Raw genomic sequence first — 21378 nt, 5'->3', positions numbered from 1 at the left:
GAAACTCGAAATTATTTTCAGCGGCGTCTACCGGCCATAGGTCAGCGGGGCGGTCTGCGCGCCATGGGCGGCAAGGATGGCGAGTCGCTGCTGGGCATGATCGGCGAGCAGCTTGACGCGGATGCGCGCGCTGTCTAGCAGCGGCACCATGACGCTCAACCGTTCGATCACGGCCGGGTCGGAACGCCAGGCGCCGATCGCGCGGACGGACGAAGCCGCGCGGCTGACGCGATTGCTGGCGACCTCGATCGCGGTGGCATCCGTGCCGTCGAGCACGTCGCGAAGATCCTCGAACGCTTCGAAGAGATCATCCAGCGCGGCGAGACCCAGTGGCATGACGTTTGTCCTCTATCAGGCAGCCGACAGGTCGAGGGCGACCATGCGTTCGGCGATGGCGTTGGCGTCGACCGGGTAGTTGCCCGATGCGATCGCAGCCTTGATGGCGGCGACCCGGTCCATATCGACCGGCGCGCCTTCAGCCGCCATGCGCGCGGCAGGGCTGGCCGATGCGGCGCTGGCGGATGTCGTGGCCGATCCGGTGGATGCCGACGCGCGCGTCCTGGCCCCTTCCCGCAGGCGGGTCGCCTCTATGGCGGCGCTGATATTCTGGCCCACAGACTTGATCATTGGATAATCCTTCACTCGTCCCTACTGCCTATAACGGACAAGTTCAAAAATCATTAAATCCCGGAATGCGCACGACGCCCATTTGTACGACCTGGGCGAAAATCGGCGAACTTTTCTTGTCTTCGCGCACGCGGATCGTCTCGCCCATGGCGCCATCCTCGTCCGCGACCATCATGCGCGACACGCTGAAAACGGCGTTGCCGGCCATCAGTTGCACAGGATCGCCCTTGCGCACGACCGCCTCTTTCGCCGCGACCGGCGCGGCGCGGTTGAAGCGGTTGGCGGCGCCATAGGCCGGAGCGGCGCGCGGCACCGGCCCCGATGCCGCGGCGGCCGCGCCCGCGACCAGCGGCACGCGGATGCGCCAGCCCAGCGCGGCGCATTGCACCATCGCCGCGCCGAATACCGGCCCTTCCACGCTGGGCGTGGTCGGACAGGCCGCCAGGCGCAGACGGCGATCCACCGGGGCGGCGGGGCCGCCCGGTTCGCCCAGATTAGCGCCGACGGTCATCGCCACCAGACTGTCGATCCGGTCGAGATTCTCGAATTTCTGACTTCCCTGGGCCTGAGCCAGCGCGGGCGACACGCCGGTCAGCGCGACGGCGGCAAGAAGAAGGGAGGAAAATCGCAACACGGCATGTCTCCTGACGGACGAACGGTCTTTGTCAGGATTTCAGCAATATCCGTGCCAAATATCGTTAACGGCCCGGCGCGATGGTGATGCGCTGCCCCTGCCCGGCCTTGCCATCGCCTTGGTCGAGGCCGCGAATGAGCAGCCGATCCTGCGCGATGCCGTCCAGCCGCAGCGCGCGGGCGACTGCGCCCAGCCGGGCGGCGGCCAGATCCCAATCGTCGAAGCGCTGGCGGCCCCGGTCCGATCCGTCGCTGTGGATTTCCACCCGGCCCGGTTCGCGCGCGAACCGGCGCGCGACCGCAGCCAGTTGCGCCCGCCCCGCCTCATTGAACAGCGCTTCGCCCGGCACGAACAGCTCGGCGGCGCGCAATTCCACGCCCTGCCGCATCGCCCGTCCGCCAAATTGCTGGCTGACCTGCGACAGCATGGCGTCGCGTCGCGATCCGCTGGCCTGCAGCAGCACGAAAAAGGCGAGGAGGAGGAGCAGCAGATCGGCAAAACTGACCGCCCAGCGATTGCGCCGGGCGGCGGTGGCCGATGCTGTGGCGGACGGGACGGTCATGCGACTTCGCGGATCGTGGCGCGGCGCACCGGCGCATTTTCGCGGCGCGCGATCGCCAGCATCCGGTCCGCCACTTCCCGCTGCCAGGCCAGTTCGCGCTCCGACAGGTCGGCAAGGCGCGCAGCAACCGGCGCGGCGATGATATTGGCGATGACGACGCCGTAGAAGGTGGTGAGCAGCGCCAGCGCCATGGCGGGGCCAAGCGCGGCGGGATCATCCATGGCGGCGAACATGCCAATGAGGCCGATGATCGTGCCGGCCATGCCCAGCGCCGGCGCGGCGTCCGCGATCGACAACCACGCCTTGTGGACCGCGCCATGGCGCTGCGCCCGGTCGGCCAACGCCTGCGCCGCCCAGAGTTCGAACATGTCGGCGCGATCGCTGTTTGCCAGCTTGCGTGCGGCTTCGGTCAGGAAGACATTGGCGGTTTTTACCCGGTCGGTGCAGGACAGGCCGCGGAGCTGCGCCACCTGGTCGATCTTCAACATCGCCGCCCGCGCGGCGTCGCGATCGCGCGCCGGGTCAGCGGTCATCAGCGGATGCAGCGCCGCCATGGCGCGCGCCATCGCCCCGACGCCATTCTGGAACAGCGCCACCAAAGCGATCCCGCCCAACATCGCCGCCAGGGTCAATGGATCGAACAAATGGCCGATAATCGCGATCATGAGCGCCCATTCCTTGTCGTCTCGTCCGACGGCGGCAACGCCCTGCCGCCGACCGGCAAAAATTTGCCGCCCTTGCCGCCTATCCCGCGAAAAGCCTGGTTTTCTGCGATTGTCCGTGCGGCCGATGCGTCACCCACGCAAATTGGCACGGCTCTTGCTGATCTCAGGCTGGATCACCCGCAGGAGACGCCATCAGGGGTCAGAACGGCGGGGGACGACAAACTTTTAGAGCGAATATGACAATGTCGGTGGAAGACACTCTCTTCGGGATACATGGGAAGGCGCTGGCGCTGCGTTCGCAACGCCTGTCGCTGCTCGCGTCCAACATCGCCAACGCCTCCACGCCGGGCTATAAGGCGCGCGACATCGATTTCGAGTCCGCGCTGAAGGAAGCGACCACCCGGGCCGGCAGCAGCGCGACCGACGTGTCGCAGGCCGCCGACGATGCCATGGGCTATCGCGTGCCGTTGCAGCCCAGCCTGGACGGCAACACCGTCGAACTCAGCACCGAACAGACGCTGTTTGCCGAAAATGCGGTCAAATATCGCACGACCCTGTCCTTCCTGGAGGGTCGCATCAACACCATCAACCGCGCCCTGAAGGGAGAATGAGCATGAGCAACTCGCCGCCCATGAACGTCTTCGACATTGCAGGCCGCGCCATGAGCGCGCAGCTTGTGCGCCTGAACGCCACCGCGTCCAACATGGCGAATGCCGGCAATGTCACCGGCAGCGCCGCCGAGGCCTATCGCGCGATCAAGCCGGTATTCGAATCCGTCACCGACACGCCCGGCGTATCGACGGTGAAGGTCAAGAATGTCGTCACCACCAATGCCGAGCCGACCAAGCGCCACGACCCCAACCACCCGCTGGCCGACGCGAATGGCGATGTCTGGGAAGCGGCGGTGGATGGCAATGCCGAACTGGTCGACATGATCGAGACCGCCCGCATGTACCAGAATAATGTGCAGGTGCTCAACACCGCCAAATCCCTGATGCTCGAAACCATAAGGATCGGCAAATGACGACGACCACCGCAACCGACAGCGCTGGCCTGTCGGTCTATAATCCCAAGGCCATCGTCGGCACCGGCAGCGCGGAGATGGGCCAGGCCAGCTTCCTGACGCTGCTGACCGCGCAGATGCAATATCAGGACCCGTTCGAACCGGTCGATAACGCGCAGATGGTGTCGCAGATGGCGACCATCACCAATTCGTCCGGCATCGCGGAAATGAACCAGACCCTCAAAAGCCTGGCGAGCGAGCTGACCGGCACGCGACTGGGCGACGCGGCGAGCTGGATCGGCAAGTCGATGCTGGTGCAGAGCAATATCGCCGCGCCCGATGCATCCGGCACCTATGCGGGCCAGATCACCCTGCCCGCCGCCACCGAAGGCGCGACCATCGATCTGGTCGATAGCAGCGGCAATGTGGTCAAGACCATCGACATGGGATCGCAGGCCGCGGGCGACGTGACCTTCTATTGGGACGGCAAGGATGACACGGGCGCAACCGTCGCCACCTCCGCCCTGCAGGTCAAGGTCAACGGCGCGACCCCCACCAAGGTCGCGACCTGGGCCACCATCGCCGCGGTCCAGTCACCCGCCGACGGCTCGTCCTCCAAACTCATCACCGCGCTCGGCAGCTACAGCCCGTCCGACGCGATCAGCCTGATGTAAACCTACCGCTTTTTCACACATCCTTTTCACCCAAGGAGCAACGCCATGTCCTTCTACATCTCCCTCTCGGGCCTCAAGGCCTCCCAGACCGACCTGTCGACCATCTCGAACAACGTCGCCAACGTCAGCAGCACCGCGTTCAAGAAGAGCAAGGCGCAGTTCGGCGACATCTTCGCCGCCGCGCCGATGCAGACCACCAGCCAGGTTGCCGGCCAGGGCGTACGCGTGCAGGGCGTCGCCCAGCAGTTCACGCAGGGCACGCTGGAAACCACTGACAAGACGCTCGACCTCGCCATCACCGGCGAAGGCTATTTCACGGTCAAGGGCGAAGACGGCAATATCAGCTATACCCGCAACGGCGCCTTCGCCGTCGATGACGACCGCTATGCCGTCGATACGACCGGCGCGCGCATCCAGGTGTTCGCTGTCGATCCCACCACTGGCGCGACGACCGTAGACCCCACTGGCGCGACTCCGGCCGACCTGACCGACCTGCAGATTCCCAACACCTTTGACGGCACGGCCACCGGCGCGCAGCTGACCAGCGTGGGCGTGGACAAAAAGGGCATGGTATCGGCCGTGTATGCCGATGGCAGCACCGTCTATCTGGGTCAGGTCGCCATGGCGTCCTTCAACAGCCAGGAAGGTTTGCGGCAGGAGGGCGACGCCCACTGGACATCGACCGTCGCCAGCGGCTCGCCGATCCTGGGCACCGCCAATCAGGGCATGTTCGGCGCGGTGAACAGCGGCATGCTGGAACGCTCCAACGTCGACATCACCGACGAACTGGTGAACCTGATCGCGGCGCAGCGTAATTTCCAGGCGAACAGCAAGGCGATCGAGGCGGCGAACACGCTGACCACGACCATCGTCAACCTGCGCACCTAAGATCAGGCACAGACAGAAGGCTTAGCCCATGGATCGGCTCGTCAACACGGCCCTTACCGCGATGCGCGGCGCGATGGCGCGGCAGACGGCGGTCGCGAACAATCTCGCGAACGTCAATACCGTCGGCTTTCGCGCCGAGATCGCCAATGCCGAGACGCGCTGGATCAAGGGCGACACCTTCGACACCCGCGCGCAGGCGTCGGAACAGGTGATCGCGGCCGACATGGCGCAAGGCGCGGTCACCGAAACCGGCAATCCGCTTGATGTGGCGATGAACGGCGATGCTCTGCTCGCCGTTCAGGCCACCGACGGCAGCGAAGCCTATACGCGTCGCGGCGACCTGAAGGTCACCGACAGCGGCCTGCTCACCACCGGCGACGGCTTGCCGGTGCTGGGCGAAGGCGGCCCCATCACCCTGCCGCAGATGGACAGCATCTCCATAGCCAAGGATGGCAGCATCTGGGGCGTGCCCCAGGGCGGCGATCCGGCCAATCCGCAGCAGGTCGACAAGCTCAAGCTGGTCAACGCCGCCGGCTCCAGCATCGCCAAAGGCAATGACGACCTGTTCCGCGAAGTCAATGGCGGCGCCCTGCCGTCCGATCCGCTGGCGACCGTCACATCGGGGTCGGTCGAAGGATCGAACGTCAATGCGACCCAGGCGCTGGTCCAGATGATCGAAGCCAGCCGCGCCTGGGAAACCCAGGTGAAGATGATCGACACCGCCAAGCAGTTGGACGACGGCGGCGCGTCGCTCATGAAACTCGATGGTTAATATTGGCACGCATCTTGCTGTGACTGACGCATAAGCACCCTTCGGGGATGCGCCACGGAGAAATGAACGATGAGCAACGCCGCCCTTCATGTCGCCCGCACTGGCCTCGACGCGCAGAACACGAAGATGCGCGTGATCGCCAACAACCTGGCGAACGTCAACACGACCGGTTTCAAGAAGGACCGCGCCGATTTCGAGACGCTGGCCTATCAGCAGATCATCCAGGCTGGCTCCAATTCGGACAGCGAGAATAAATTCGCCACCGGCCTCAATCTCGGCTCCGGCGTCGCGTTGCAGGGCACGAGCAAGATCAACACGCAGGGTACGCTGAACCAGACCAACAATGTGCTGGATATCGCGATCGAAGGATCGGGCTATTTCCAGGTGCAGCAGCCCGACGGTTCGACCGCCTATACCCGCGCCGGGAATTTCAGCGTCACCGCCGAAGGCACCGTCGTCACCAGCGACGGCCTGCCGCTGATCCCGCAGATCACCGTACCGCAGGGCGCAACGTCCGTGTCGATCGGCAATGACGGCACCGTGTCCGCCACGTTGCAGGGCGAAAGCGCGCCAAGCAACCTGGGCCAGATCGAAATCGCCACTTTCATGAACCCGGCGGGCCTGACGTCCATCGGCGGCAACCTGCTGACCGAGAGCGCCGCCAGCGGCGTGCCGCAGGTCGGTGTCGCGGGCCTCGAAGGCCGCGGCTTGATGCGATCGGGCTATCTGGAAACATCGAACGTCAACATCGTGGAAGAGCTGGTCGACATGATCGAGACGCAGCGCGCCTATGAGGTCAACAGCAAGATGATCAAGGCCACCGACGAGATGCTCCAGTACGTCAACCAGAATATTTAAGGCCAGATGATGCGCCGTACCCTTGCCACCGTCGCCACGCTGTCGCTGATCGCGCTGGCCGCGTCGCCCGCCGACGCCGCCAAGCAGAAGAAGCGCGACATCGAGCGCGATTTCTATGCGCCGACCGTGATCGCACAGCCCGTCGCGCCGCCCGCGAACGGATCGATCTTTCAGGCGTCGACCGGCTATACCCCGCTGACCAGCGGCGCGCGCGCCACCAGCGTGGGCGACATCATCACCATCGTGCTGGTCGAACGGACGCAGGCGAGCAAGACGACGAGCGCGGACACGGCGCGCAACGGATCGGTCGGCATCACGCCGCCGAGCACCGGCATATTGTCCAAGCTGTTTTCCGCCAGCGACGTGTCAGCCGGGGGCCAGAACAGCTTCACCGGCAAGGGCAACGCCAGCCAGTCCAACGCGCTGAGCGGCGAAATCACCGTGACGATCGCGGCGACCTACCCCAATGGCACGATGCTGGTGAAGGGGGAGAAGGCGCTGACGCTCAATCGCGGCGACGAATTCATCCAGATCAGCGGCCTCGTACGTCAGGCCGATATCGCGCCCGACAACCGCATCGCATCGACCCGCGTCGCCGACGCCAAGATTATATACAAGGGCAAGGGCGAGATCGCCAATGCCAGCCGTCAGGGCTGGTTGCAGCGCTTCTTCTCCTCGATCAGTCCCTTCTGATGGAAAGCGGCAAATCCATGTTCCGTCTGCTTCGCCTGCTCCTGCCGATCCTCGCGCCGCTGTGTGCGCTGGTCGCCGCGCCCGCCGCCCAGGCCGAGCGGGTCAAGGATCTGGGCACCTTCCAGGGGGTCCGTCCCAACCAGCTCACCGGATATGGCATCGTCGTGGGCCTGGCGGGCACCGGCGACGACAGCATCGAATATGCGACGCAGGGCATGAAAGGCGTCGTTTCGCGCTTCGGCCTCACCCTGCCGCAGGGCGTGAACCCGGCACTGAAGAACGCGGCCGCCGTACTCGTCACCGCCGACCTGCCCGCCTTCGCCAAGCCGGGCCAGCGGCTGGACGTCACCGTATCGGCGCTGGGCAAGGCCAAGTCGCTGCGCGGCGGCACGCTGATCCTGACGCCGCTGCGCGGTGCGGATAACGAAATTTACGGCATGGCGCAGGGCAACCTCGCCGTCGGCGGCCTGGGCGTGTCCGGCGCGGACGGCAGCCAGGTGTCGGTCAACATTCCCTCGGCCGGGCGTATCCCCGGCGGCGCGACGGTGGAACGCGCGGTCGCGACCGGGTTCGACACCGCGCCGACGCTGACCTTCAACCTGGCCGAAGCGGACCTGACCACGGCGCTGCGCGTCGCGGACGGCGTCAACCATGCCTTTGGCGACCGCCGCGCCCGCGCGATGGACGCCGTATCGATCGCGATCGATGCCGCACCCGGCGCCGAAGACCGCATCATGATGATGGGCATGATCGAGAATATCGAGATTTCGCCCGCCGATGCGCCGGCCAAGGTGATCGTCAATGCGCGCACCGGCACTGTCGTCATCAACGGCGCGGTCAAAATCCATCCGGCCGCGGTCGCGCATGGCAAATTGACCGTCAGCGTCAACGAAAGTCCCCGCATTTCCCAGCCCGCTCCCTTCAGCCAGGGGCAGACCGCGGTGGAGCAATCGACCAGCATCAGCATCGACGAACAGAAGAAACCGATGATTAATTTTAAAGGTGGGGCGTCGCTGGCCGATATAGTCAAGGCGGTCAATGCGATCGGGGCTTCCCCGGCGGACATGGTCGCGATCCTCGAAGCCTTGAAACAGGCGGGCGCAATGAAAGCCGAACTGGTGGTGCTGTGATGCAGGTAGCGACGACAACCTCCCCCGCCCCGACCAGCGCAAGCCCGGGACAATCGAACAAGGCGTCGCTGCAGAAGGTGGCGCAGCAGTTCGAGGCCGTCTTCCTGCGCCAGATGATCGGCGCGATGCGATCGGCGAGCCTTGCCGAGGGCATCGACGATTCGGCGGCGACCCAGCAGTTTCGCGACATGGCCGATTCCCGCACCGCAGACGCGATGGCCAGCAAGGGCGCGATGGGCATCGCCGAACTGCTGCTGAAGCAATTTGGCGACCGGGTGAGCGACACGCCGTCACCCACCGCCCCTAATGGCCCCACGCCGGCGACAAGCGCATGAGCGACCTCTTCATCATCGGCGCTTCGGGCACGAAGGCCTATCGATCGGCGATGGCCGCGATCGCCGAAAATATCGCCAATGCCAGCACCAGCGGCTATGCGCGCCGGTCGGTCACGACGATCGAATCGGGGTCGTCCACCGCGACGATGGCAACCTATATCTCGCGCGCCAATTTCGGCGGCACGCAAGTCGCGGGCATCGACCGCGCATCCGACCCCTATCTCGACGCGTCGGTCCGCAACACCGGCATGGCGCTGGGCAGCGCGACGTCGCGCCTGCGCTGGCTGACCGATTCGGAAACCGCGCTCAACGACACAGGCACCGGCATCGGGCAACTGATGACCGGCATGTTCCAGAATATGGAGAAGCTGGCGGCCAGCCCCAGCGACACGTCGCTGCGCGTCACCACGCTCGACAGCATCAGCCGCGTCGCCCAGTCCTTCAACCAGACCAGCGCGGATCTTGCGACCGTATCCGCCGGGATTGCGACCGAGGGCCAGGCATCGGTCGCCACGATCAACCAGTCGCTGGCGTCGCTGGCGGACATCAACAACAGCCTGTTGCGCGCCCAGCCCGGCACATCGGCCTATGCCCAGTTGCTCGACAGTCGCGATTCGGCCTTGCAGACGCTGTCGGAAAATCTGAACGTCACGATCAGCTTCGGCGCGCATGACAGCGCGGAGATCAGCTTTGGCGGCCAGACGCTGGTCAGCGGCAACAGTGCGACCAGCCTGTCGATGGCCGCCAATGACGACGGTACATTGTCGCTCAGCCTGGCGGACGGCACGGCCCTTGCCGCCCCTGCGAACGGCACGCTGGGCGGCCTGTTTTCCGCCGCCGACACCGTCGCCGACCGACGCACCGCGCTGGATACACTGGCCGCGCAATTCGTCACCGACGTCAATGCCTGGCACGCGCAGGGGCGGACCGACGCCGGCGCGGCCGGCGGCGCATTGCTGGCCGGCACGACGGCGGCGACGCTGTCCGCACTGGTGACCGATCCGACCCAACTGGCGCTGAAGTCAGCCGACGGCACGCTCAACGGCAATCTGCTGACGGTCGGTTCCACCCTGCGCGGCAATGGCAGCGTCGAACAGAATTGGACGACGCTGATCGCGTCGCAGGCCACTTTGCTGGCATCGACCAAGGCGGAATATGACACCGCGACGAGTCGCAACGACCAGTCGGTCGCCGCGCGCGAAGCCGTCAGCGGCGTCGACCTGGATATGGAAGCCGCCGACCTGCTGCGCATCCAGCAGGCCTATTCGGCTTCCGCCAAAATCCTGCAGATCGCCAAAGAGACGATCGATTCTATCATGAACATCATCTGACCGAAGGACTGAGCCATGGTAGGTATCACCAACAAGATCATGCTCGCCGAAATTCGCCGGCAGCAGAAACTGTCCCAGGATCTGGTCGACGGCCAGACCGCGATCTCGACCGGGGTCACGCTCAACAAGCCGTCCGACAATGCGCTGGCCTGGGTCCAGGTGTCCGACATCGGCCGCGCCCAGGCGCAGCAAGCCGCCTGGCAGACCAATATCAGCTATGGCACCGCGCGTTCGGGCAATGCCGAAGCGAATTTGTCGGAAGTCGACAATCTGCTGACGCGCGCCCAGGAATTGGTGACGTCGGCCCGCAACGGGTCGCTCAACGAAACCAACCGCGCCGCGATCGTCGAGGAAATGTCGACCATCCGCACCACCATTACCGAACTGCTGAACCAGAAGGACTATCAGGGCGTATCCGTCTTCGACGATGGACAGAGCGTGCTGGTGCCGGTCAGCAAGGGCCTCAACCTGGCGGTGGTGGGCACCAGACAGGAAGTGTCCGAAGGCATCGACGTCAACGGTACGCCGATGTCGATCGACGACATATTGGGGCAGAGCATCACAGCGATCCAAAGTGGCGACGACACGGCCATCGCTTCGTCATTGGAGGGCGTAAAGTCGGCGCAGGGTCATATCACCGTCGAGCAGGCCAAGCAGGGCGTGCGCAGTGACCGGCTGGAGGTGGTGGGCACGCGGCTGACCAATATCGGCCTGGACCTGACCGAACGACGGGCGGGGCTGGAATCGACGGATCTTCAGGAAGTCATCGCCAATGTGAAGGCGCAGTTGTTGCAGCTGGATGCGGCGCAATCGACCTATGCCCGGATCAACCAGAAGACCCTGTTCGACCTGATCAGTTGATCGCCCGGTAAAAAGCGGTGCGGTCCTAAACCGGACGCTAACCAGTCCGTATTAACCACAAGGACACGGCGTCGCACGCGAGGCCGGAAAGCTACCGCCTCCGGGCGCGTCAATCGGGGATAATCATGTTCGCAGCCATCGGCCTCGTCATTCTGCTCGTCATGGTGTTTGGCGGCTTCGCCTTCACCGGCGGCGACCTCGGTCCGGTGTTGCACGCCCTGCCCCATGAAATGCTGATCATCGGCGGCGCGGCCGTCGGTGCGCTCGTCATCGGTAATAGCGGCGCGGACCTGAAAGCGCTGGGCGGTGGTCTAGGCAAGGTCTTCAAGGGTGCCAAGTACAAGAAGCAGGATTTCCTCGACTGCATCTTCCTCGTCAGCAAGTTGATGAAGACGCTGCGGGTCGAGGGGCCGGTCGCGCTGGAACCACATATCGAAGATCCGGCCAGTTCGACCATCTTCACCGAATATCCCAAGCTGATGAAGGACAAGGCGCTGGTCCACCTGATCAGCGACACGCTGCGTCTGGTCGTCATTTCGTCCGGTACGCTCGACCCGCACGCGGTCGAGGACGTGATGGATAACGCTCTGAAAACCCATCACCATGAAGCGATCAAGCCGGCCGACAATCTGCAAGGACTGGCAGACGCGCTCCCCGCGCTCGGCATCGTCGCGGCGGTTCTGGGCGTGGTGAAGACGATGGGATCGATCGACCAGCCGCCCGCCATATTGGGCGCGATGATCGGTTCGGCGCTGGTCGGTACGTTCCTCGGCATTCTGCTCGCCTATGGCATGGTCAATCCGTTCGCCAACCGCTGCCGCAGCGTGATCGAGGCGGACGGGGCGATCTATCATGTCGTCAAGCAGATCATCATCGCATCGCTGCACGGCCATCCGCAGCCGCTGGTGATCGAAGCCGCGCGGTCGGGCCTGACCCATGCCAACCAGCCTGGCTTTGCCGAGGTGTTCGACGGTATGCGGGGCAAATAAGCCATGGCGGAAAAGAAGCGCGGCGCGAACGAGCCGGAACCGCGGCCGATCATCGTCAAGAAGATCATCGTCGAAGGGCATGGCGGCCATCATGGCGGCGCCTGGAAGGTCGCCTATGCCGACTTCGTGACGGCGATGATGGCTTTCTTCCTGCTGATGTGGCTGCTGGGCGCAACCACCGAAAAGCAGCGCAAGGCGCTGGCCGACTATTTCACCCCCACCCTGGTCGAGTTGAAGATGGCGTCGGCCGGGTCGACCGGCCTGATGGGCGGCGACAGCATGATGGGCAAAGAAAACTACCCGACCACGGGCGGCATCGGCAACCTGTCGATCACCATCCCGCGCGACGCCACCGGCACCAAGGATCAGGGCGGCAAGGCGACGCGCGCGCAGGATCGGCAGAAGTTCGAATCGATCAAGAAGACCCTGGAAGAGCGGATGACGCGCAAGGGGCTGGGCAAGCTGCGCAAGAATGTGCGCTTTACCGAGACCCGCGAAGGGTTGCGCATCGACCTGATCGACGAGGCGGACTTCGCGATGTTCGCGATGGGCACGGATCGGCTGGTGCCGCAGGCCCGCGCGTTGATCTCCGAGGTCGCGACGGTGTTGCAGACCATGCCCAACCCGCTGATCGTGCGCGGCCATACCGACGGCCTGCCCTATGCATCGGGCCGGACCATGAACAATTGGATGCTATCGTCCAGCCGTGCCGAATCGACGCGCCGGGCCCTGGCGGACAGCGGCATCGGCAACGCCCGCTTCGCGCGGATCGAAGGCGTGGCAGACCGCGAACCCTTCATCAAGAACGACGCCTATGATCCGCGCAACCGGCGCATGTCGATCATCCTGGGCTGGACCCGCGGCGGCAGTGATGCCGACGATGCGGACCAGGACGCCGAAACCAAGGCCGCGATCAAGGAACGCGACAATCCCCAGCGGGTGGCGAAGGAAGAGGCGCAGAAGCTCGATATGGGTGGCACCGGCCTGCCCAGCGGCGCCGCGCTGATCAATCCCACCGCGCCGGGGACGTCGAGCAAGCCGGGCAAGCATTGAGGGCTTGGCGCTTAGGGCGGATATTCCCTAACTTCTTGCATGTGACTCATGGAATAGGACATGCGCATCATGGCTCCGAGCCCGCGGAATGGGCCGGTTTCGGCATGTTTTCACGCTATGAAAGATCGGCTGGCCCTTAGGGCTGTCTTCATCCTGTAGGAAAGCGGTTTTCGGGATGCCGGACAGGCGGCGCGTGGAAGTGGGGAGATCGGCTTGTCTTTGGATGGCGGGAAAGGGTGGTTTGCGGAACGGCGGCTTTCCCTGACCGTCAGGCCGGCAGCACCAAACTCGCTTCCAGCCCGCCTTCGGGCCGGTTCGCCAGACGCAGTTCGCCCTGATGTTCGGCCATGATCGCGCGGACCAGGGCGAGGCCCAGGCCCGATCCGCCGGTTTCACGATTGCGGGAGCCTTCCAGCCGGGTGAAGGGTTGGAGCATCTCTTCCATCCGATCTTCTGCAATACCTGGCCCGTCGTCGGCAACGGCGATACGGATCGTGCCGTTTTCATGCAGCACCGACACATGGGCGCAGTCGCCATAGACGATCGCATTCTCGATGAGGTTGCGCAGCGCGCGACGGATTTGCTGGGGGCGGACGAAGGCGACGGCGCGGTCGCAGTCGGCGAGATCGACGGGCGATCCCAATTCGATGAAATCCTCCACCACCGCGTCGGCCAGCGCAGCGAGATCGACCTTCTGCGCGGCCTGCGTGCTGCGCCCCGCGCGGGCGAGCGAGAGGATATCCTCCAGCATCCGGTTCATCTCGTCGATCGTTTCGGACATGCGCGCGCGCTCTGCGTCGTCCTCGACTGATTCGGTGCGCACGCGCAGCGAGGCAAGCGGGGTGCGCAGATCGTGGCCGATCGCGCCCAGCATCCGGTCCTTTTCGTCCAGCATCGCGATGATGCGCGCCCGCATGGCGTTGAACGCCATGGTGAGATCGCGCACGTCGCCGGGGCCGCGTTCGTCCACCGCGTCGGCCGCGCCGGTGCGGGCGAATTGCCGGGCCGAGCCGGTGAGCTGTTTCAGCGGACGCGCGAGGCGACGCCCCATCCAGAGCAGGGGCAGCAGGACGATGACGTAGAGGATCAGGGTCTGGCCGACCAGCCAGCCGCCAAAGCGCTGCGGCCGGTCGCCGCCGGTGCGGGCCTGCGCCACGACCCACTTGCCCGGCTCATATTCGGCCGCGAGGGTCAGGAGGCCGACGCGATGGTCGTGCGGTCCATCCCCGTTTGCCCGCATCCGGATGCGTTCCCAGCGCCGGATCGGCATGACTTCGCTCGTTTCGACTACACGCACGGTCAGGATGCGCAGGCCAATATCCTCGAACATGGCGGTGGCGCGGCGTTCGATGTCGGGACGCGCCTGGCCGGGCAGCGAGGGCGCGCCGGTCACGAAGCGCGCACGCATCCGTTCACGCTGCCGGTCCCGATCGCCCCGGCGTTCCGCCCGATTGTCGAGCGCATCGACGACACGATAGACGGCGGGGGCGGTCTGCCCGGTCAGTTCCAGCCGCTGCCGTTCGCGCAGCAGCAGGCCGAAATTGATCGCCTGCGCCACGAACAGCGCGATCGCGACCAGCGCGATGACCTGACCGACCAGGCTTTGCGGCCACAGACGGAGCTTTTTCATGTGGGCCGCTTCACAGTTTGCGGACTTCTGCCGACAGGGTGTAGCCGCCGCCCCAGACGGTCTTAATGAGCGTGGGATTCTTCGGGTCCGGCTCGATCTTCTTGCGCAGGCGGCTGATCTGGTTGTCGATCGCCCGGTCGAAGGCATTCGCCTCCCGCCCCTGGGTGATGTCGAGCAACTGGTCGCGGCTGAGCACCGAATTGGGGCGCGTGGCGAAGGCGAGCATCAGATTATATTCAGCGGTCGAGAGCGGCAGCGACACGCCCTCGCTATCGACCAATGTGCGTTCCTGCGTCTTGAGCAGCCAGCCGGCGAAGCTGTAATTGGCGCCGTCGGGCGCGGTGACGCGCTGGCCGCCGGTGGCGACGCGGCGGAAGATCACCTTGATCCGGGCGACCAGTTCGCGCGGCGAAAAGGGCTTGAGCACATAATCGTCGGCGCCCATTTCGAGGCCGACGATGCGGTCCGTCTCTTCGGTGCGGGCAGTCAGCAGGATGACGGGAATTTCACTCGTCTCGCGGATGTGGCGGCAGAGCGATAGGCCGTCCTCGCCCGGCATCATGATGTCCAGGATCACCATGTCGATCGCATTGGCGTTGAGGCGCAGCCGCGCTTCGGACGCGCTGTCCACGGCAGTGACGCGAAAGCCGTTGCGGCCCAGATATTGGGCAAGCGGTTCGCGGATCGAACGCTCGTCATCGACGAGCAGGAGATGGGGTCGGTCGCTCATGCTGCCTGTCTGTCATGGCTGGAGAAAGGTTGGAAGGGCGAAGGGGGAAAGCAGGGGGGACAAGCCTTCGTCCTTCCGGTGCGGGTGGCGTCGGTGCGGAGCCAGGGGAAGAACCCCGCATCCTGCGCCACCCGATAGGCCGATCAGTTTTGGGGCGCGGGCGGCGGCCCCTTGCGGTCCTGCCATTGCGCCCGCATCGCCTGACGCGCCGCCTTCATCTCCTCGGCGGTGACGAAGCCGTCCTTGTTCGCGTCTGCCTTGTCGAACATCGCGATCGGGCGGGCCATGAATTCGGCCTTGGTCATGGCGCCATCTTTGTTCGCGTCGCCAAAGCCGTCGCCCGGACCGCCATGACCGGGGCCGCGACGATGACCGCCACGGCCGCCCCAGCCGCGCCCATCACGTTCGCCGGGCTTGCCGGCCTCGGTGCGGCGTTCCTGGCGCTTGTCGGCGCGGGCCTCATGCCCGGCGACGAATTCGGTCTTGCTGATCTGGCCATTGCGGTCGGTGTCGAGCGCGGCAAAGCGGGCGTCCTGCCGCTGCTGGCGCATCGCGTCGCGATCCTTCTGGGTGATCTGGCCGTCGCGATCGACGTCCATCTTGGCGAAGCGGGCTTCCAGCCCGGCGGTCAGTTCCGCCTTGCTGATCTTGCCGTCCTTGTTGGTGTCGGCCATGGCCATCATGCCGCCACGCGGGCCGCCTTCGGCGCCGGGCTGGGCATAAGCAAGATGGGTCGCCGCGAGGCCCCCGACGAACAGCGAACCGACCGCAACGGTGGTGAAGAATTTGCGAAGCATGTCTGTCTTCCTTTGCATCTGATGGGCGGCATGTCCGCCGCCCTTGACGATGGTTATGGAAGCCAGTTGTCCCGCAGATATGTCATGCCGCCCGCCACTTTGTCGCATAATGTAACGGGCGGCATGGGAAAGATCAGCGGTCGCGGCGGCCCAGGAGGCGCAAACGCAGGGCGTTGAGCTTGATGAAGCCTGCCGCGTCGCGCTGGTCATAGGCGCCGGCATCGTCCTCGAACGTCACGACCTTTTCGCTGTAGAGCGAATAAGGCGACTTGCGGCCCACGACATAGACGCCGCCCTTGTAGAGCTTCAGGCGGACGGTGCCCGTCACCTTTTCCTGGCTATAGTCGATCGCGGCCTGCAACATCTCGCGCTCCGGCGAGAACCAGAAGCCGTTATAGATCAGCTCGGCATATTTGGGGGCGAGCTCATCCTTCAGATGCGCAGCGCCACGGTCGAGCGTCAGTTGCTCGATACCGCGATGGGCGAGGTGATAGATGGTGCCGCCCGGCGTTTCGTACATGCCGCGCGACTTCATGCCAACGAAGCGGTTTTCCACCAGGTCGAGGCGACCGATGCCATGCTTGCGGCCATAATCGTTCAGCGTTTCGAGCAGGGTCGCAGGCGACATGCCGACGCCGTTGATCGCCACGCCATCGCCACGCTCGAAATCGATCGTGATATATTCGGGTGCGTCGGGCGCGTCTTCCGGGTTCACCGTGCGCGAATAGACATAGTCCGGGGTTTCTTCCCACGGATCTTCCAGAACCTTACCTTCCGACGAGGTGTGCAGCATGTTCGCATCGGTCGAGAACGGGCTTTCGCCACGCTTGTCGCGCGGGATCGGGATCTGGTGCTTTTCGGCGAATTCGATCAGCTTGGTGCGGCTGGTCAGATCCCATTCGCGCCACGGCGCGATCACCTTGATGTCGGGGGCCAGGCCATAATAGCCCAGTTCGAAGCGGACCTGATCATTGCCCTTGCCGGTGGCGCCGTGCGACACGGCATCGGCGCCCAACTGCTTGGCGATCTCGATCTGGCGCTTGGCGATCAGCGGCCGGGCGATCGAGGTGCCGAGCAGGTAGAGGCCTTCATAGAGCGCGTTGGAGCGCATCATCGGGAAGACATAATCCTTCACGAACTCCTCGCGCAGGTCGTCGATGAAGATATGCTCTTCCTTGACACCCATCAGCCGCGCCTTGGCGCGGGCGGGTTCCAGTTCCTCGCCCTGCCCCAGATCGGCGGTGAAGGTCACTACTTCGCACTGATAGGTCTGCTGCAGCCACTTCAGGATCACGCTGGTGTCGAGACCACCGGAAAAGGCAAGGACGATACGGTTGATCTTGTCGGACATGTGCGGGCGAGCCTTCTGTAAAATGGCGCGGTAATGACCGGCGCGCCGGTAACAGGCGGGGGCCCAAAGCGCAACCGATGCGACCCATGAAAAAGGGACGGAAAGCCGGTTGGCCTTCCGTCCCATGGGATGCGCTGTTGCGCGCCGTTAGCTGGTGCTCGGCTTCAGGAAGCCCGAGGGCTTACGATCGTTGCCAAAGCGATAGACGGTCTGGCTACGGTCGAGCGCCGCAGCGGGCACCGGTTCCGCATGGGTCGTCTGCGGCGCGGGCGCAGCGATCGCGGCGGCTTCGCGCTGAGCGATCAGATGCTGGGCGCGGCGCAGCCGCTTCGTCCGGGTGAGGAACGGATTGTCCGCACTGGGCGCGGCAGTGACCATGGCTTCAAGCGTCGCATCCTGCGTGCGCGCCGCAGCCAGCGCCGGGCGGGGCGCGATCGGGGCGCTCGCAGCCATGGCAGGGGCCGGTGTAATGGCAACCGGCGCAGGCGCGTACGTGACCGGCTCGACGCGGGCATCGACCGCATCCTCGTCAGGACGACGACGGCGCATCAGCGCAGCGCCGCCCAGGCCCAGCAGCAGCAGCGCGCCGCCGCCCAATGCCCAGAGCATCGCCTGGTCGGTGCGTGCGGGCGTTTGGGCGACCGGAGCGGGCGCGGCCTCCTGCACCGGCGTAACGGCCGGGGTCGATTGTGCCGGCGCGGCCGTTTCCGCGGGTGCGGCTGCGATCGGCGTCACAGTGGCGGGACGCGGCGCAGGGCGTTGGGCGACGGGATCAGCCGTGCGTGCGGCGGCCCGGGCGATGGGTTGAGCGGGCGTCGAACGCGGCTTGGCGGCCGGGGCCGCAGCCTGTTCCGCTTCCGCAGCGGCGGTCGCGGCGGCGATGCGCTCCTCCAGCGGCGGGGTGGCCTGCACCACCGGCTGGCTGGGCGTAAATTCGGGGGTCGGCGTCGCGGCCGGCGCAGTCATCGGGGCGGTCATAGGCGCAGGCGCGGCCATGGCCGTGGCAGGCGCAACGGTCGGGATGACCGGCGGCGCGGCGGTCTGGGCCAGCAGCGGGGTTGCAGTCAAAGCCAGAACAGCGGCAATCGCGGCCCTGGCGGGGCGGTTTGTGCGAATATTTCCAGTCATAGCAAAGGACCAACGGCCGACTGCGCGATTCAACGCAGGCAGTGGATCAGAATCGCGACGAATTGTGACAGTTCGGGGTCAGGATGAACAAGATGAATAGGCGTTCATCTCAATATGAATGGCTCATTTACAGAATAAGCCGCATATCGCGCCAATAATCACTATAGATATAGTGCGACGCCCTAGCCTTCTTCGGACTCGCGTCTTGCGCCATCCAGCAGGGCGGCGCGGCGCTGCTCTTCCTGCGTATCCGCCAGGCGCCGCGCCTTGGTCCGGCCGAAGCGTGCGCGGTTCTCCTGCGCGACCTGCGCCTTGTCCATGCGCGCCTTCGCCTTGCGCGCCTGCCGCAGATTGACGATGTTGGTCATGATCGGTCTTCCCGTCGCTCCTGTGCCGCGACCCGATCATAAACTTGCGACGGCCGACTTGCCAATCGCCATCCGCTGTCGCCATGGTCGACGCTTCCCGTTCCAGTCCTTCCGCTCCAACATTGCGAAGATCCATGACCAGCATCCACGACGTCGCCGCTCTCGCCCAGGTATCGATCAAAACGGTGTCGCGCGTCGTCAACAAGGCGCCCAATGTCAGTCCCGAATTGCAGGCGCGGGTAGACGCCGCGATCAGGCAATTGGGCTATCGCCCCAACCAGTCGGCGCGTCGGCTGGCGGGGGGCAAGTCCTTCATGATCGCCTTCCTCTACAACAACCCCGCGCCCGGCTATGTCAGCCGTATCCAGATCGGCGCGGCCTGGCGCTGCCGCGAACTGGGCTATCATCTGGTGGTGGAGCCGATTTCGCCGGGTGGCGAGGAACGTTTCGACGTGCTCGACCGGCTGGTGGCGGCGCTGCGCCCGGACGGCGTGCTGCTGGTGCCGCCGCTGTCGGACGACGAAGGGCTGCTGGCCCGGCTGGCGGAGATGAAGTTGCCCTATGCGCGCATCGCCGGATCGGTGGTCGCGGCCAGCTTCACCATCCATACGCCCGAGCGCGCCGCGGGCCGGATGGTCGCCGATCATCTGATCGCGCTCGGCCATCGCCACATCGGCGTCATCACCCCGCCGCCGACCCATCGCGCAGCGCTGCGCCGGGTCGAGGGATTTCGCGACGGGCTGGCGGCGGCGGACATCGCGGTCGACGACGCGCTGTTCGTGCAGGGCCGGTTCGATTTCGCGTCCGGCATCGAGGCGGGCGAGGCGTTGCTGGCGCTGCCCCAGCCGCCCAGCGCCATTTTCGCCACCAATGACGAGATGGCGCTGGGCGTGCTGACGCTGGCGCATCGCATCGGGCTGCGCGTGCCGGAGGATCTGTCGGTGACGGGCTTCGACGACACCAGCGCCAGCCTGACATCCTGGCCGCCGCTGACCACCGTGCGCCAGCCGCTGGAGGATATGGGCCGGTCCGTCATCGACGCGCTCGCCAACGGCCCGGTCGATGCACCGGAATTCCTGTTCACGCTGGTCGAAAGGGGCAGTTCGGGACCGCCGTCGCCGGGCCGCTGAAACAGCGTGGAGCGGGTAGCGGGGATCGAACCCGCATCACAAGCTTGGAAGGCTAGTGCTCTACCATTGAGCTATACCCGCCCGGCAGGCGGCCGCACTGCCATCATCGGATGGCGCTCGTCAACAGTCCATTGCAGGATAGGACGAAGATCGCCCTTAACCCCCTGCGATATTTCCTCTATCACCGCCCCATGGACAGCCCTTCCCTGCGCCAGTTGGACATATTCGCGCAGATGGTGGCGGCGGGCGGCGTCGTGCGCTGCGCCGATGCGCTGGGCGTCGGCGTGGAGCAGGTGCTGCGCGACCTGGCGTCGCTGGAGATGCGGCTGGGCTATCGCCTGTTCGAGGATCTGGACGGCGACGCGCGGCTGACGCCGGCGGGGCGCAAGACGGCGCAGGCGATGACGCTGCTGAGCGAAGACAGGCCTGCGCCGGTGGAGGAGACGGCACAGGACCGCACGCCCACATCGCTGCCAACGCCCTCGCCCGCCTCCCCTTTCCCACCACCACCAGAAGCGCCGGAAGAGCCGCCTCGCCAGCTCATTGCCCTCGCCGCGCCCCCGCCTGTCTTCGGGCATTTTCAGGACGCGCTGGCCGCGTTCGAGGCGGCGAACGAGGATATCGCGATCACGTTGGACCTGCATGTCCACACGGCGCAGGACGCGGCGGTGGCACTGGCCAATGGGCGGGCGGACATCGCCTATTTCTATGCGCTGGAGGAGCCGGCCGACCTCAAGTCCCGCTATGGCTGGTCGGAACCGCTCAACCTCTATGCCGATAGCGGCCATCCCCTGGCGCGGGCCGACAGCGTCAGCCGCGACGACCTGTCCATGACGCCGATGCTGTCGATGGAAACGCGCAGCGGGATGCGCGACATCATCGATGCGGCGCTGGCCAAGGGCCGGGTGCGCAACGTGATGCCGCTGCTGGAAAGCGACAATATGTTCGAGATCATCGCCGCATTGCGCGATGGCGCGGGCTGTTTCGCAGCGTTCGGGACATTGGCCCGCGACTTGGGCCGGATGAGCGGGATCAAGCGGCTGGCGCTGGACATTCCCCTGCCCGCGGTCGAGATTCGCCAGGCTGTAGCGCCGCGCGCGGCGGAAAAGCCCGCGGTCGAGGCGTTGGCGGAATTTCTCTTCCTCTGATCAAGCGTGATAATGTCGCGT

At 65.4% G+C, this 21378-nt stretch carries 27 protein-coding genes and 1 tRNA gene; 16 read left to right on the top strand and 12 right to left on the bottom strand.

Features of this window, described 5'->3' with window-relative positions; all coding sequences use genetic code 11:
* Positions 1-27: 27 nt before the first annotated feature.
* From SBA_RS06120 to SBA_RS06100, 5 genes are all read right to left on the bottom strand, one after another.
* Positions 28-336 carry a hypothetical protein gene (locus SBA_RS06120; protein ID WP_224550515.1) on the bottom strand — a complete coding sequence of 103 codons (309 nt, stop codon included), beginning with the start codon at positions 334-336 and terminating at the stop codon, positions 28-30.
* A gap of 15 nt (positions 337-351) precedes the next feature.
* On the bottom strand, positions 352-627 hold the full coding sequence (gene flgM / locus SBA_RS06115; RefSeq protein ID WP_224550514.1) for a flagellar biosynthesis anti-sigma factor FlgM: 276 nt from the start codon (positions 625-627) through the stop codon (positions 352-354).
* Between the two features lie 43 nt (positions 628-670).
* On the bottom strand, positions 671-1261 hold the full coding sequence (locus tag SBA_RS06110) for a flagella basal body P-ring formation protein FlgA (protein WP_224550513.1): 591 nt from the start codon (positions 1259-1261) through the stop codon (positions 671-673).
* A gap of 64 nt (positions 1262-1325) precedes the next feature.
* On the bottom strand, positions 1326-1823 hold the full coding sequence (locus SBA_RS06105; protein ID WP_261936240.1) for a flagellar motor protein MotB: 498 nt from the start codon (positions 1821-1823) through the stop codon (positions 1326-1328).
* Complete coding sequence (locus tag SBA_RS06100) at positions 1820-2488, bottom strand: MotA/TolQ/ExbB proton channel family protein (RefSeq protein ID WP_261936239.1); 669 nt, start codon at positions 2486-2488, stop codon at positions 1820-1822. The genes SBA_RS06105 and SBA_RS06100 overlap by 4 nt, the downstream gene beginning before the upstream one ends.
* Between SBA_RS06100 and SBA_RS06095 the strand changes: the two genes are divergently transcribed.
* The 14 genes from SBA_RS06095 (at position 2468) to SBA_RS06030 (ending at position 13075) form a co-directional block, all read left to right on the top strand.
* Entirely contained in the window at positions 2468-2728 is a 261-nt protein-coding gene (locus SBA_RS06095; RefSeq protein WP_224550510.1) for a hypothetical protein, read from the top strand. The two genes, SBA_RS06100 and SBA_RS06095, sit on opposite strands and share 21 nt — an antisense overlap.
* 2 nt (positions 2729-2730) lie before the next feature.
* Complete coding sequence (gene flgB, locus SBA_RS06090) at positions 2731-3099, top strand: flagellar basal body rod protein FlgB (RefSeq protein ID WP_261936238.1); 369 nt, start codon at positions 2731-2733, stop codon at positions 3097-3099.
* A gap of 2 nt (positions 3100-3101) precedes the next feature.
* Positions 3102-3512, top strand: coding sequence for a flagellar basal body rod protein FlgC (flgC, locus tag SBA_RS06085; protein ID WP_224550509.1), 411 nt, complete (start codon positions 3102-3104; stop codon positions 3510-3512).
* Positions 3509-4165, top strand: coding sequence for a flagellar hook assembly protein FlgD (locus SBA_RS06080; RefSeq protein ID WP_224550508.1), 657 nt, complete (start codon positions 3509-3511; stop codon positions 4163-4165). The genes flgC and SBA_RS06080 overlap by 4 nt, the downstream gene beginning before the upstream one ends.
* A gap of 45 nt (positions 4166-4210) precedes the next feature.
* Positions 4211-5053: a flagellar hook-basal body complex protein gene (locus SBA_RS06075; RefSeq protein WP_224550507.1), complete on the top strand. Its 843-nt coding sequence runs from the start codon at positions 4211-4213 to the stop codon at positions 5051-5053.
* Positions 5054-5081: 28 nt separating this feature from the next.
* Positions 5082-5825, top strand: coding sequence for a flagellar basal-body rod protein FlgF (gene flgF, locus SBA_RS06070; protein WP_261936237.1), 744 nt, complete (start codon positions 5082-5084; stop codon positions 5823-5825).
* Positions 5826-5894: 69 nt separating this feature from the next.
* Positions 5895-6683 carry a flagellar basal-body rod protein FlgG gene (flgG, locus tag SBA_RS06065; protein WP_261936236.1) on the top strand — a complete coding sequence of 263 codons (789 nt, stop codon included), beginning with the start codon at positions 5895-5897 and terminating at the stop codon, positions 6681-6683.
* Between the two features lie 9 nt (positions 6684-6692).
* The gene (locus tag SBA_RS06060) at positions 6693-7376 is read left to right on the top strand and encodes a flagellar basal body L-ring protein FlgH (RefSeq protein WP_261936689.1); all 684 of its coding nucleotides are present in this window, start codon (positions 6693-6695) and stop codon (positions 7374-7376) included.
* Between the two features lie 17 nt (positions 7377-7393).
* Complete coding sequence (locus SBA_RS06055; protein ID WP_261936235.1) at positions 7394-8506, top strand: flagellar basal body P-ring protein FlgI; 1113 nt, start codon at positions 7394-7396, stop codon at positions 8504-8506.
* Positions 8506-8841 (top strand): rod-binding protein, encoded by a 336-nt coding sequence (locus tag SBA_RS06050; RefSeq protein WP_261936234.1) that lies wholly within the window; start codon positions 8506-8508, stop codon positions 8839-8841. The genes SBA_RS06055 and SBA_RS06050 overlap by 1 nt, the downstream gene beginning before the upstream one ends.
* Positions 8838-10172 carry a flagellar hook-associated protein FlgK gene (gene flgK / locus SBA_RS06045; protein ID WP_224550502.1) on the top strand — a complete coding sequence of 445 codons (1335 nt, stop codon included), beginning with the start codon at positions 8838-8840 and terminating at the stop codon, positions 10170-10172. The genes SBA_RS06050 and flgK overlap by 4 nt, the downstream gene beginning before the upstream one ends.
* A 15-nt stretch (positions 10173-10187) precedes the next feature.
* Entirely contained in the window at positions 10188-11033 is an 846-nt protein-coding gene (locus SBA_RS06040) for a flagellin (RefSeq protein WP_261936233.1), read from the top strand.
* Between the two features lie 125 nt (positions 11034-11158).
* Entirely contained in the window at positions 11159-12022 is an 864-nt protein-coding gene (motA, locus tag SBA_RS06035; protein ID WP_224550500.1) for a flagellar motor stator protein MotA, read from the top strand.
* 3 nt (positions 12023-12025) lie between these two features.
* A complete protein-coding gene (locus SBA_RS06030) occupies positions 12026-13075 on the top strand; it encodes a flagellar motor protein MotB (protein ID WP_224550499.1) in 1050 nt (349 codons plus the stop codon).
* Between the two features lie 268 nt (positions 13076-13343).
* Here the strand turns inward: SBA_RS06030 and SBA_RS06025 are convergent, their stop codons facing one another.
* The 6 genes from SBA_RS06025 to SBA_RS06000 form a co-directional block, all read right to left on the bottom strand.
* Positions 13344-14705 carry an ATP-binding protein gene (locus SBA_RS06025; protein WP_224550498.1) on the bottom strand — a complete coding sequence of 454 codons (1362 nt, stop codon included), beginning with the start codon at positions 14703-14705 and terminating at the stop codon, positions 13344-13346.
* A gap of 10 nt (positions 14706-14715) precedes the next feature.
* Positions 14716-15435, bottom strand: coding sequence for a response regulator (locus tag SBA_RS06020; protein WP_261936232.1), 720 nt, complete (start codon positions 15433-15435; stop codon positions 14716-14718).
* Positions 15436-15578: 143 nt separating this feature from the next.
* The gene (locus tag SBA_RS06015) at positions 15579-16232 is read right to left on the bottom strand and encodes an EF-hand domain-containing protein (RefSeq protein WP_261936231.1); all 654 of its coding nucleotides are present in this window, start codon (positions 16230-16232) and stop codon (positions 15579-15581) included.
* A 133-nt stretch (positions 16233-16365) separates the two neighbouring features.
* The gene (locus tag SBA_RS06010) at positions 16366-17583 is read right to left on the bottom strand and encodes an argininosuccinate synthase (RefSeq protein WP_261936230.1); all 1218 of its coding nucleotides are present in this window, start codon (positions 17581-17583) and stop codon (positions 16366-16368) included.
* Positions 17584-17730: 147 nt separating this feature from the next.
* Positions 17731-18711: a hypothetical protein gene (locus SBA_RS06005; RefSeq protein ID WP_261936229.1), complete on the bottom strand. Its 981-nt coding sequence runs from the start codon at positions 18709-18711 to the stop codon at positions 17731-17733.
* A gap of 182 nt (positions 18712-18893) precedes the next feature.
* Entirely contained in the window at positions 18894-19079 is a 186-nt protein-coding gene (locus tag SBA_RS06000) for a DUF4169 family protein (RefSeq protein ID WP_261936228.1), read from the bottom strand.
* A gap of 134 nt (positions 19080-19213) precedes the next feature.
* Between SBA_RS06000 and SBA_RS05995 the strand changes: the two genes are divergently transcribed.
* Positions 19214-20209, top strand: coding sequence for a LacI family DNA-binding transcriptional regulator (locus SBA_RS05995; protein WP_261936227.1), 996 nt, complete (start codon positions 19214-19216; stop codon positions 20207-20209).
* Positions 20210-20216: 7 nt separating this feature from the next.
* Here the strand turns inward: SBA_RS05995 and SBA_RS05990 are convergent.
* Positions 20217-20290: transfer RNA gene (locus SBA_RS05990), tRNA-Gly, on the bottom strand.
* 110 nt (positions 20291-20400) lie between these two features.
* On the opposite strand from SBA_RS05990, the gene SBA_RS05985 reads away from it, so the two are divergent.
* Positions 20401-21357 (top strand): LysR family transcriptional regulator, encoded by a 957-nt coding sequence (locus SBA_RS05985; RefSeq protein WP_261936226.1) that lies wholly within the window; start codon positions 20401-20403, stop codon positions 21355-21357.
* Positions 21358-21378: the final 21 nt, after the last annotated feature.

The sequence above is a fragment of the Sphingomonas bisphenolicum genome, from assembly GCF_024349785.1.
GTDB classification, from domain to species: domain Bacteria; phylum Pseudomonadota; class Alphaproteobacteria; order Sphingomonadales; family Sphingomonadaceae; genus Sphingobium; species Sphingobium bisphenolicum.
Note: the sequence above shows the minus strand (reverse complement) of the source record. Positions and strands in the feature narration are given on the sequence as shown.